The following is a 13,209-nucleotide window of genomic DNA, read 5'->3' on the forward strand; positions in this document are numbered from 1 at the left end:
ATTTTATTACAAGGATAGAAAAAAACCTAATTAAAGGTTGATAATAGGTCTTTTTCTTTCTCTTCTTAAAAGAATAATATAGATAAATAGATAAACAATATGAACAGCAAAGATTATAACTATGATCAAAATCGCTGCACTCATGAAAAATCTTGCTGGAAGAGCATAAATAATAGGATCAACATTGCCATCAAATCTTCAAGTTGAGTCTCTAAAGAAGATTTTGTGGAAATATTCAAAAGCAATTTGAAAATTAGCAGCTATTGCAATACCTATTATTAGTGCAAGAATCAAAATAGCTATAAATGAAAATTTTAAATATGAATAACTTCTATGAGCTAGTGTTAAATAAATTGTTAAAGGAATAAAAAGAAGTCCGAAGAATATTCCGCTAATGGCTAAGTTTTCTATAAGAAATTTAACATCTCTAAAATGTGATATTCCACTTTCTGACATAGGAAAGTGAGTTAAACGCAAATCTGTTTTTTTAGAAAAAGGAACTAAATAATCAATAATTTCACCATAGGCTTGAACTATTTGAGCTGAACTAACATTTAAATTTGAACCATTTTCTTTTAATTTTTGGTTTATTGAAGCTTCTAAATCTAAAGTGTTTACTTGGCTGCTGTATATTCATTTACTAAAAAAAATAGATAGTGAAATTAAAATAACCGTAATTATTAATAATGAAATTGTATTTAAAAAAGTTGCCGTATGTTTGAGAAATTTGTGTTTATAAAAAGGGGTTTTATGATTTTGCATTGTTTATTAATTTTACACTATTTTTGCAATATTGAAGTGGAGCTAATTAAGCCAAGGGCCAAAACTTAGAATAAATCCAATAAATTTAACCAAAAACCTCATAGATATAAACTATAATGTATCATTAGCCTATGCACAATATTAAAAAATCTATTGTAGCTTCAATTATCAAGACTCTAGAAAATTTTTATCAAGATGAGCCTATTAAATTAAGCTCATCAAATTTTTCTGATCTTTCAAGTAATATTTTGATGATTGTCCAGAAAAAAAACAAACTTTCTTTAGAGACCTTGCAAGAGCTTTTTGAAAATAAATTTGAAAATGAATATGTAGAAAAATTTGAAATACTAAAGCCTGGTTTTTTGAATCTTTTTTTAAATGATCTAGCTTTTAAGACTCTAGTTTTTGAAATTTTAGAGAAAAAGCAAAACTATGGAAGATTAGAAAAAAACGGTCAAAACATTAACATTGAATTTGTCTCAGCCAATCCAACAGGTTTTTTACATATAGGCCATGTTAGAAATGCTTGTTATGGACAAATTTTAGCCAACACCTTAGACTTTAGTGGCTACAACGTCACTAAAGAATACTATATCAATGATGCTGGAAGTCAAATTGAAACTCTAGCTTATTCTGTTTATTTTCGTGCTAGAGAATATTTAAATTTTGAAACTCAAGCTCCTCAAGAAATGTATAGAGGAAATGACATAATTTATGGAGCAAAGGCACTAATTGAGAAATTTGGAAGTGGAATTTTTGAAAAAGACTTTGAAGAAATTAAAGAATTTTTAAAAGAAGAATCAACCAATATTTTTCTTAAAAAAATTAAAGAAGATTTAGCTTTAATAAGAGTTAGCTTTGACATTTTCTTTTCTGAAAAAAGTTTGTACAAAGAAAATAAAATTGAGCCAATTTTAAAAGCTCTTGGGAACTACACATATGAAAAAGAGGGAGCTCTTTGATTAAAAACTAGCGATTTTGGAGATGACAAAGATCGTGTTTTAAGAAAAAGTGATGGTTCACTAACTTATTTTAGCCCTGACATTGCCTATCATAATATTAAACATGTAAGAAATAATTCTAGTTTAATCAACATTTGAGGAGCAGACCACTCAGGTTATATTAAAAGACTTTCAATAGCTTATGAAATGATAAGTGGTCAAAAAGTAAAAGTTGAGACAATCCAACTAGTTAAACTTACTAAAAACAATCAAGAGCTTAAAATGTCAAAAAGAATGGGTACTAGTTTTACTTTAATTGAGCTCTATGAAATGGTAGGAAAAGATGCAATTCGTTTTTATATGAACTCAAGATCTAATAACTCAAATTTAGTCTTTGACATCGATGCAATTTTAAAAAATGACTCTGAAAATTACATCTACACTATTAAATACACTTATGCAAGAGCTTTTCAACTTTTATTAAAAGCTCAAGAAAGTTCAAATGATTTATCAAAAGAAACTAACAACAACTATCAAAATGAATTTGTTAAAAATCTAATTAAAAAAATGGTTGAGTTTCCTTTATTAATTTTGCAAATTTCTCAAAGTTTTAAAACTCATTTACTCAATCAATATTTAATTGATTTAGTAACAACTTTTAATTCATTTTATTCAAATGTTTCAATTATTGGCTCTAGTCAACAAGAGGCTTTAATTGAAGTGGTAAAAGCTTTTAGAATTCTTATGAGCACTATCTTTGACATAATTGGAATAGATAAAATTGAAAAAATGTAGATTTTAGTTTAACTAATGAAATTAAAAGAAAATGCACGCTTAGGTGCATTTTTTAGTTATTTAAATTAGTGCTTTAATAAATTATTTATCTAAATCATTTCTAAACATAAAATCATAAATAGCCTCTGCCACTCCATGTTGAGAAACTGATGAGGTATAAAATTTAGCTTGATTTTTGATGTTTTGACTTGAATTGTCCATGGCATAAGAAAATTTTACAAGTTCAAACATAGGACTATCATTTGCACTATCACCTATGGCCATTACTTTATCTAAGTTTTCTTGTTTAAAATGCTCCATTACTAAAAACTTTAGTGCACTTCCTTTTGAAGTGTTTTTTGGAGTTACCTCTAGATGAATGTCTTTGATTTTTGCACATTCAAAATCATTTTCTTTTAGTATATTACAAATGATAGAGCTATCTTTTGGATCTGTAAAATATTCAATTTTAAGAGATTGTTCAATTTTATCTTTTTGATAATGTATTTGTCCAAAACCATTAAATTTATTTACATACTCAGCTCTTTCTTTGCTTGCGTTGTATGAATAAAAAGCTTCTTGGGTTACATAAATAACCTCAACTGGATAGTCTTTAGTAGTTTTTTTAAAAACTTCAATTTGTTCTTTACTAAACTGATTTTTAAAAAGAGCTTTGTCATTTTTCATATCATGGATATAAGCTCCATTTGAAGTAATTACGTAATTGATATTAAGATCAAGAGCTATATTTTTAATTTTATTCGAAAAAGGATTACCTGTTGCTATGACTACTTCGATACCTTTTTCTTGAGCTTTTTTAATTGCTAGTTTGTTTTTATCAGAGGGGATAAATGATTTATCGTACAAAGTACCATCTAAATCTGTAAAAATAAAATACATATATTTCCTTTTTAATTTATTTTATTTCTATATTGTAATAAAAAAAAGAGCTTTGTTATATTAATAAATCATATTAAAAATTTAGATAAATAATTAACCTTTTTGAATAAAAATTTTTTAAGCATTCTTTAGCATTTTTTTATAAAAATATTTAACTGATGGTGAATATAGAAAAATAGAAAAGCAAAATTTTAAAAAAAGCCACTAAATTTTTGGACTAAATTTAGCCATTTTTTTAACTATAAAATCTAAGAAAAATTTAATAAATTGAAACTAGCAAATTTTTGTCTATATTGAAGTTTCTAATTGTAGCTGATTTTAATTGAAAAATTCAATAAAACTTTTGTATTTTTTTGTTTTATCCCTTTGATGGCGCTTTGAAAGTCGAAAAAAGCCGAAAAAGGAGTAAAATATATACTATGAAGAAAAAAATACTAACTTTAACAAGTGTGCTTGTAGTGGCCCCTTTATTAGCCGTTTCTTGTATCGTAGATCCTACAAAACAAAAAGAAAAACAAGAGCAAGGTCAAGGTAGTGAAAAACCACAAAGTGATCAAAATGAGCAGTCAGATAGAGATATGCAAAACACTCCTGATGATTCTCAATCAAAAGATGAAGAAAAACATGAAAAGATTCATTTTGAATTAGATGACATTGCTAAAGTTGAGTTATCTAAAAATTCAGAATTAAAAAGAATACTTCCTTCAAATGTTGTAAATGAGAATTTGGATTTTAACTCTTTAAGGTTAATCACAAAAGATAACATGCTTATTGGAGAAAAAAATATTCCAAAAAATTACACTGTTGCTTTTTCTATAGATCCAAACTCTGTACAAAATGCTAGTGCTGATAACACTGATGGTTCAATGAACATCATTGTTTCCCTTAAAAAAGATAATGGCGTATTTTTAGAAAAAGTTTTCAAAATAACTGGCCTTCTTTCAGAGTTAGAATATATCAGTGATCAAAATTTAAAAGTAGATATACCAAATAAACAAAATATTTTGGCTAGCTCGATTGTAGAAGTTGAACAAATTACTAATGAAAAAATTAGCCTTTCTTCACAAGGAAAAGTTCCTAGCACTTTTGATTTATCTAAATATGAGACTTCCTTCCATGTACTTTCTCATGATGATGAAAAAGGTAGTTTAAAAATAAGACTTACCTTAAGTGCAAAGTCTAAAACTAAATCAAAAGATTTTGACTATACAATTGATGGATTTAAGCAGTCATTCCTTGAAGATAGAATTACTCTAAAACCTAAAGACGGAGTAAATAAAACTGCAGATGAAATTATAAAAAGTCTTCAACTTCTTCCAAAAGAAGCAAGCTCTGAAGATAAATTAGAAGTTTTAAGAAGCGCCTATGATATAAGTGTGCCTAGCTCTCTTAAATTTAATTTTGTCTCTTTTGAAGCAAAACAAGGAACTTTTGATAAAGGTGTTTTTAACTTACTTTTTAACACAAATTAATGGAACCAGAAGAACTGAAGAGGTTAAATTAGATATTCAAACATTTAATATTATCAAAAGATACTTGGATGAGACAATTGCAAAAATTGATACAGTTACTCTAAAAGCTAATTCAAGTTTAAAAAATAGTTTGCCTTCAGAGTTTGCAGAGAATAAAGAAATTAAAAATTGAGAAAATGAAATTGAACTTTTAGATAAAAATAAAGCAAAAATTGATGTCAAAAAAGAATTTCAAGTTTCACTTTCTAGCTCAACTAATCCTCAATATAATTTAATTGATGGCTCATTAAACATTGAAGTTCGTATTTCAAGAGATGGAATAGTTCAAAAAGTAACTAAAAAACTCTCTGGTCTAACAAAACTTGATGCAAACTTATTTGATGTAGTGGCCAAAGCTAATGTTTCTAATCAACTTCCAGGAGCTTTAAAAGCCAAAGATACAAATTTTAAATTTGGTGAAAAAACATTTAGCACTGACTCTTTTGAGCTTAAATTTAAAAATACTAAGGAAAATAATTCAATTTTAAATCTTTATAAATTGACTTTAGAAAATGTTAAATTAAAAAACTTTTCAGGTCAAGTAAGTTTTGATGTTAAATTCACAAGAAGAGGTTCATACAAAGAACAAGAAAATGTTGTAATTAGCAAAAGTGTTACAAATTTCAAAAAAGAGCCTTTATTTACAGATCAATTCAGAAGATACTTTGATGAAAATGATCATTTCCACAAATCAGTTGCTATTACAACAAGAGTGTCTAGAAATGATTTTATTAAAAAGATTGTTGATGCAAGAGAAAATGATGATTTAGATTATTTAATTGACTACTTTATGAGCTTTTTGGTTAAACCAAATGAACACAATAGTAATAGATTGTCATTTTTAATAAGAACTAATAATCTCTCTTCTGCAAGATATACTCCGATTAAAGGAAGATATAGAAGTGGAACTCGTTTAGATCAACTATCAGAGCAGTTTACTATTTTCCAAAATGTTCATATAGTAGGTAGAGACAAAACAAGAGTAATAAGAGAAAAAATCAAAAATTGATTTGATTGAGCTGTTTTTGCAGTTAGAAAAAATCTAAATAAAAATGCAGCTGATTTTAAAAACGATTTTAACAAAGCAAAAAACTTTAACTATAGATTAGCTGTTTTTAATAACTACTATAATTTATACCTTCCAAAAGGATATAAATTATCAGATCTAAAAGAAAAAACACTAACTCCAGTAATTTATAAAGAAGCTAATCAAGAATCACAAGAAAATAGATATAGTGATTATGAAATAACATATGTAATTGAAAAAGTAACTCCAAAGAGCATTCACATAATTGAAAGTAAATTAATTTTACCTTCAGGTCACAAAACTTATGTTGATTTTCATATTAAAGACTTTATTAAAAAAGTAGAAGTTTTAGACATTAAAAAACACTTCGGAAACACTAATGTTGTTTGACATGAACTATTAAGAAGATCACTAAAACAAGTTAAATATAGATTCAATGACAATAGTATTTTCTTCAAAGATGTTAATATAGCTCCTCAAGATGATAAATTGATAAATACCTCACCTGGTGTATATACTCTATTTCAAACAATAAGAAGACATAATGGTGGATACGTTTTACAAAAAAATCGCTTCATTTATGAAAATGGCAAAATTTATCTATTGAGCAATAACACAATAGATGCTTTAAATTTCTTATAGAAAGCAAAAAATCTAATTAGCAAAAAACTAGTTAGATTTTTTATTTGTCCAAAATCAATTAAACACTCCTAGCTCATTAGAAAAAAGCTTTGTTTAGTTGATTTTAAAGTTCATAAATTTCAAAACAATAAAATTTAAGCTTAAATAAGCTCTTATTTTGCAATTTAGCACTCGTTTGAATAAAAACCTAAAAGATTTTAAAAAGTGTTTTCTAGCTATTTTATTTTAAGTTTTTAAATAGCTTTTTAAAAAGTAAAAAAACACCCTTAGAAAATAAATTCTAATGGGCGTTGTAATTACATTGTAAGTAATGAAGGATTAAATCATTGTTGTAAAGAAGGTAAGTGTAATTACTCTTAAATTATATAAAAAATCTAATTTATTTTTTTATATAAAATGTTAAAAACATTTACAAAGCAAATAAACCAAGCTTTTATGTTTTTCAAAGTCACAATCCTATTTAATTATAAAAACGCTGATTGGATAATACTTAGTTTTGTGGAATTTTAAAGTAAATATTTGCTTTTGTAGAGCAAAGCTTATTTTAGCTAATTTAATATTTAAATTTTCAAACTAATAGATTTGGCCTTTAGAAGGCTTTTAAAAGCAATAGTTTTAAATCAAAAAAGCAATATAAAAAATAACCACTTTTGCGGTTATTTTTTAAAGATTACTTAATTTGGAATTATCTTTTTCTACCAAAGAATCAAAATCTTTTTTTGTGAGGAGCTGCAACTTCGTCTTCACTTAAGATATCTCTTGAAGTGTTCTCTGTGATTTCTTGTTCTAGTTCATGTGTTTTCATAGCTAATAAATCACTTTCAATAACTTCTGTTGGTTCGAAATTTTCTTGAGTTGATCTTTCAATTTCATCACTTGTTTGGAAAGCTGCACTTTGTAAATCTAAATCATCAAAAGTTGAACTTGGAGTATTGAAATTATTTGTATTAAAACTTTCAAAATTTGATGTTTCTAAGCTAGATGTTTCTAAAGTTGTGTTTTGAGGCTCTGGATTTTCTAAGTCATCAAAAGAATTTGTTGTTGTCTTAGGAATGTCAGAAACTGTAAAACTATTGGTTTGAGAAGAAACGCTTTCATTAGTTTCTGTTGACATTTCCATAGTTTTTTCACTAGTTTGATCTAAGTGTTCAAAGCTTTGAGTAGGAAAACTTTCTTCTAATGTTTGGAAACTAGTCTCTTCTGTTGGGAAAGTAGATTCTCTTGTTTGGAAACTTGTTTCTCTAACATATTGTTCTAAAGTAGGCTTTAAATCATCGTTTGTATGTTCAAAAGTATTTGGAATTAAAGTTTCTTTAATTTCTGTTTCTTGAGTTTGTTTTAAATCTTGAAAGTCGCTTGTTTTGAACTCGTTTGAAAATTCAGAAGAAAATGGATTTGTTGAAGTTAAAAATGAACTAGTTGAGTCACTTTGCTCTTCTGTTTTAAACATATCTTGAGAATCAAATTCTGGATTTTCATAGTTATTAATTAAATTCTCTTGGTTTTCACTTGTAGCAAAGTGTTCTTGAGTAGAACTTGTAAATTCACTAAAGTTTTCAGTTGTGTTTTGTGAAAATGTTTCTTCAGCCATTGGTGAATCAAAGTTTTGGCTAAATTCTTGACTGAATTCTTGACTTTGAACTTGTGCGTCATATTGATCATATGTTTGTTCATAGTTTTGAATTGCATCAATACCTGGAAGAACTTTTGATTCAATAAATTCTAAGCTAGCTCCACCACCTGTTGAAATGTGTGAGAAAAGCATTTGTGCATTTAATTTTTCAATAATAGCAATTGAATCTCCTCCACCAACAACTGAGTAAGCTCCTACTAATTGAGAAATAGCTTCAACAACAGCTAAACTACCACTTTGGAATTCTTCAAATTCAGTTACACCCATAGGTCCATTTCAAAAAATTGTTTTAGCAGGGCTTATTCCTAGTTTAGTATCACCTTTGATGTATTTGTGAATTAGTTCAATTGTTTTAGGTCCAACATCCATACCAATAAATGTTTGAGGTATTTCTAGTGGGTTTTCATTGTTGAAAATTGGTTTTGCATTTTTGAATTTTTTAGCAAGAGCATGGTCAATAGGTAAAATAATTTTGTGGTTGTATTTTTTTAGAAATTCTGTGGCAAATTCAATTTTATCTTGTTCATAAATAGAATCACCAATTCCAATACCTTGAGCTTTTAGGAATGTATAAGCCATAGCTCCACCAATAATTAATCTATCAACTTTATCAATTATTTTTTCTAAAACATTTATTTTGTCTGAAACTTTTGATCCACCTAAAATAGCCACAAATGGTTTTTCTTGTTGTTCCATTAATTTCCATAAGGCATTAACTTCTTTTTGTACCAAAATACCAAGAGCTGATTCTTTAATGTTACTTGCAATACCAACATTTGAAGCATGTGCTCTATGAGCAGTTCCAAAAGCATCATTAATAAAAACATCACCTAGAGAAGCTCAATATTTTCCAAGCTCAGGATCGTTATTAGTTTCAGCTTTATTATTTAGGTCTTCAAATCTTGTATTTTCAATTAATAATACATCTCCAGGTTTTAATTTTTCAATTGCACTTTCTAATTTTTTTCCTCTTGTTTGATCTACAAATTTTACAGGTGAGTTTAAAAGTGAAGCTAGAGCTTCTACAACAATAGATAATGATTTTTTCTCTTTGTCTTCTTTTGTTTTTACTCTACCTAAGTGAGATAATAATATAATTTTTCCACCGCGCTCTTGAACATATTTAATTGTTGGAATAGATTCTTCAATTCTCTTTAAAGAAGTTATTTTTTTACCTTTTAAAGGAACATTTAAGTCTAGTCTAATCAAAACCTTTTTATCATTTAAGTTCAAGTCAGTTATAAGTTTTTTCATTTTCCTCCAGGTTATTGAAATTATTTAATACTTTTAGTTAATAAGTAAATTTAGCTTATTTCATATTAACAAATTATTACATTTAATTATAAACAAATTTATCAAAAAATGCGACAACTACGACAATTATAGTTGATAATTTATTTTTTGTCCATATTAGATTTTAATACACTCAAGAATGCCTCTTGTGGAACTTCAACTGAACCAATTGATTTCATTCTTTTTTTTCCTTCTTTTTGTTTTTTCAGAAGTTTTTGTCTTCTTGTTACATCTCCACCATAAAGCTTTGCTGTAACATCTTTTCTATAAGCTTTTATTGTTTCTCTTGCAATAACTTTTGCTCCAATAATAGCTTGAATTGGTATTTCAAAAGATTGTTTTGGAATAACATCTTTTAGTTTTAATGCAAGTTCTTTTGAACGCTCATAAGCATTTTCTCGATGAGATATAAAACTAAAGGCATCAACTTTTTCTTTGTTAAGTAAAATATCAACTTTAACAAGATCAGCATCTCGATATTCTATAAATTCATAGTCAAATGATGCATATCCTTTTGAAATAGATTTTAGCTTATCAAAAAAGTCCAAGATGATTTCACTTAGAGGTAGTTCATAGATTATTTTTACTCTTTTGTCAATGTATTCAATATTGACATAAACTCCTCTTTTTGATTGACATAGCTCCATGATTCCACCAATGAATTCTTCAGTTACTAATATAAAGGATCTAATAAAAGGTTCTTTAATATTTTTGATGTAGTTTCTATCAGGTAAATCACTTGGATTTGAAACTATTTCAACTTTATTATTTGTTAAATAAACTTTGTATTCAACAGAAGGAGCAGTTGCAATAATATCAATGTTAAATTCACGTTTAAGTCTTTCTTGAAGAACTTCCATGTGAAGCATTCCAAGAAAACCAACTCTAAAGCCAAATCCAAGGGCTTTTGAAGATTCTAATTCTCAAGTAATTGATGAATCTGAAAGAGATATTTTTTCAAGAGATTCTTTCAAAACAGGATAGTCTTTTCCATCTATTGGATAAAATCCTGTAAAGACAACAGCTTTAACTTTTTTATATCCAGGAAGAGCTTCTTTAGTTGGATTTTTTACAAGAGTAAGAGTATCACCAACTGAGACATCTTTGGCATCTCTAATTGAAGCTGCAATTCATCCAACTTCTCCTGATTCTAAAAAAGGTTTTTTTACTTCAGTGGGTGTTCTTACTCCAAGTTCAATTACATGAAATTGTTTGTTTGTAGAGATGAATTTAAATTGATCATTAACTGCAATTTTTCCCTCAAAAATTCTAACAAGTAAGATAACTCCTCGATAAGCGTCAAAATAAGAATCAAAGACTAGTGCTTTTAGAGGTTTGTCATCATCGGCATCAATTGGATAAGAAATTTTATCAACAATTTCTTCTAAAACTTTTTCAACATTTAAACCACTTTTTGCAGAAATCAAGATGGTATCTTTTGCAGAAATTCCAATAACTTCTTCAATTTCACCTTTGATTCTTTCTGGATCAGCTGATGGAAGGTCTATTTTGTTAATAATAGGAATTATTTTTAGGTTATTTTCTAGAGCCAAATATGCATTTGCCAAAGTTTGAGCTTCAATACCTTGAGTTGCATCAACTAATAAAAGAGCTCCTTCAGAGGCAGCTAGTGATCTTGAAACTTCATAAGTAAAATCAACATGGCCAGGAGTGTCAATTAAATGAAAAATATAGTCTTTATATTTTATTTGAACAGCATTTAATTTGATTGTAATTCCACGCTCTTGCTCTAAGTCCATTGAATCAAGATGTTGAGCTTTTAGCTCTCTAGTTGAAACTGTTTGAGTAATTTCTAAAATTCGATCAGCAAGTGTTGATTTTCCATGATCAATGTGGGCAATAATTGAAAAGTTTCTAATTTTTGATTTATTCATAAAAATTATTATATGGAAATTATGGGTAAGTAAATTAAACAATATTTTGAGATGAAAAGCTAATTAAAAGCTAGTTTTGTTCTTATAAACATTGTTAAATTAAAAACTCCCAAAATTATTTGGAAGATTTTTCTTGAGCTAGTGCTCTTCTTTTTTCTCTAGCGTATTCTTTTTTTAATTTAGCAGCTCTTTTTTCAGCTCTTAATTTATTATTTTTTCTAACAATTTTTCTCATTTTTCCTCCATTTGAGAATTTTTCAAAGTTTTATTAATACAAATGTATCTATAAACGAATTTATTTAAGATTGACTATCTTAGTTTATCTATTTTACTAAATTTTAAAAAGCTTTTGTTTAAAATTTCATACAAAAAACAAAGCCATTTTCAAATTAATACCTTTGAAAGCTGGCCTTGTTTAAAAATTATTATTTTAAAAATTAAAGTTCTAATTTAGAGTTATTTTAAATTTACAAGTAAAAGTCCATCAACAAAAATTTGTTCATTTACTTTTTGACTTTTATTAACTTGATCAAAAGTTAAAATATCCTCAACTTTAGAAGCACTTACATGTTTGGTTTCAATAGAAAATGAATCTAGAATTCTTACATTAATATATTCACCATCTGCACCTGAAGATCTAAATCTTAGTCTAATTACTTTGTATTTATCATCTTGTTTTACAACATGGAAATAAGTAAGCATATCATTTGCGATTGTCATTCTTCTTCTAATTACATCACTAAATTGTGCTGAATTAGTATTGATATTATTGCTTGCTTTAAATTTTATTTGTTTTAACTCATCAACAATTGCTGATAGTCAGTGTTTATTATTACTTAAATATCTAGTTTTTAAGAAATTTGCAGCTCAAAATTGATCAAAAATTCTTCTAAACTCGATTGGCACAAAAGTTACATAACCAAGAATAGTTCTTTTACTAATTACTTTTGAACCTTTTTTTAGTTTGTATTCAAGTTCATAAGCACTATAGCTACTTTGAGAAGCTGATATTGGTGAAAGTTTTGCGTTATCTTCTAAATAAAAAGTATAACCCTTAGGTATTTCTAAATCGTAGTATTTTAGAAGTACATTTTTTTTGTGATTTTTGTCATTTTTTGCCTCAAATTCAGTTTTAAAATCATTTGAGTTTTTGTCTATATTTTTTCTTTTGAAGAAAGTATTTTCATTTATAAAATCAATTAATTTATTTTTGAAATTTTCAAGAGTATTTATAGTTTGGCTACCACCAAAAATAAACATTTGATTTTCATTTTGAGAATCTACACCAGTTGTTTTGATATAGAATTCTTTTAGTTTTTTAAAATCAGGTAAATTATTTTTTTCTTGTTCTAGTAAAGAATCAACTAAACCTCTTGTGTCATTGTTGTTTCTTGCTTTAACAAAGATATCTATTAATTCTCTTGTAGTTAAAAAGTAACCTAGCCCATATGAGCTTTGATTTTGATGAGAATAAAAGACTTTATTATTTCTAACTTGCTCTCTTTTAAAACCAGTAATTACTTTTGAAAAGCTTGATGAATTTTTGCTTGAAGTATTTCTTACAAGTTTTACATTGAAATCAACTTGACCTGAATAATTTTTGTAATTAACCACTTCAATTTCTATGTTAAAAAACTTTAGAACTTGAGCAGTATCGGCAACTGATTTTCTAATTTGAACCTCAAATTTTGGAGAAGTAATTTGACCTTTTTCAATTTTTAAGTCACTAGCTTTTAAATCACTTGGATAAGTTTTAGATATATCTCATGAATTATTTTTTTTAATTTCAATATCATTTGAGTTAAGTTTTCTAAAACCTGAAAGCACTTTA

The 13,209-nt window shown here is 26.9% G+C and carries 7 protein-coding genes and 1 pseudogene; 3 read left to right on the plus strand and 5 right to left on the minus strand.

Annotation, left to right across the window (positions count from 1 at the left end; translation table 4 throughout):
* Positions 1-30: 30 nt before the first annotated feature.
* Positions 31-762, minus strand: a complete 732-nt coding sequence (locus tag EXC36_RS01095; RefSeq protein ID WP_129690075.1) for a TIGR01906 family membrane protein — start codon at positions 760-762, stop codon at positions 31-33.
* A gap of 131 nt (positions 763-893) precedes the next feature.
* On the opposite strand from EXC36_RS01095, the gene argS reads away from it, so the two are divergent.
* On the plus strand, positions 894-2,498 hold the full coding sequence (gene argS / locus EXC36_RS01100) for an arginine--tRNA ligase (RefSeq protein WP_129690077.1): 1,605 nt from the start codon (positions 894-896) through the stop codon (positions 2,496-2,498).
* 81 nt (positions 2,499-2,579) lie between these two features.
* Here the strand turns inward: argS and EXC36_RS01105 are convergent, their stop codons facing one another.
* A complete protein-coding gene (locus EXC36_RS01105; RefSeq protein WP_129690079.1) occupies positions 2,580-3,377 on the minus strand; it encodes an HAD family hydrolase in 798 nt (265 codons plus the stop codon).
* A 419-nt stretch (positions 3,378-3,796) separates the two neighbouring features.
* Between EXC36_RS01105 and EXC36_RS01110 the strand changes: the two genes are divergently transcribed.
* Both EXC36_RS01110 and EXC36_RS01115 read left to right on the plus strand, forming a co-directional pair.
* A complete protein-coding gene (locus tag EXC36_RS01110; RefSeq protein ID WP_129690081.1) occupies positions 3,797-4,849 on the plus strand; it encodes a lipoprotein 17-related variable surface protein in 1,053 nt (350 codons plus the stop codon).
* On the plus strand, positions 4,818-6,557 hold the full coding sequence (locus EXC36_RS01115; protein ID WP_129690083.1) for a lipoprotein 17-related variable surface protein: 1,740 nt from the start codon (positions 4,818-4,820) through the stop codon (positions 6,555-6,557). Before EXC36_RS01110 ends, EXC36_RS01115 begins: the two co-directional genes overlap by 32 nt.
* A gap of 1,675 nt (positions 6,558-8,232) precedes the next feature.
* Here EXC36_RS01115 and EXC36_RS04100 read toward each other — a convergent pair.
* The 3 genes and pseudogenes from EXC36_RS04100 to EXC36_RS01130 form a co-directional block, all read right to left on the minus strand.
* Positions 8,233-9,444 (minus strand): annotated as a pseudogene (locus EXC36_RS04100) (phosphoglycerate kinase); the annotation flags it as partial.
* Positions 9,445-9,584: 140 nt separating this feature from the next.
* On the minus strand, positions 9,585-11,378 hold the full coding sequence (gene lepA / locus EXC36_RS01125) for a translation elongation factor 4 (RefSeq protein ID WP_041363992.1): 1,794 nt from the start codon (positions 11,376-11,378) through the stop codon (positions 9,585-9,587).
* Positions 11,379-11,834: 456 nt separating this feature from the next.
* Positions 11,835-13,205 carry a hypothetical protein gene (locus EXC36_RS01130; protein WP_235666083.1) on the minus strand — a complete coding sequence of 457 codons (1,371 nt, stop codon included), beginning with the start codon at positions 13,203-13,205 and terminating at the stop codon, positions 11,835-11,837.
* Positions 13,206-13,209: the final 4 nt, after the last annotated feature.

This window comes from Mycoplasmopsis pulmonis, from assembly GCF_900660575.1.
Lineage (GTDB): Bacteria > Bacillota_I > Bacilli_A > Mycoplasmatales > Metamycoplasmataceae > Mycoplasmopsis_B > Mycoplasmopsis_B pulmonis.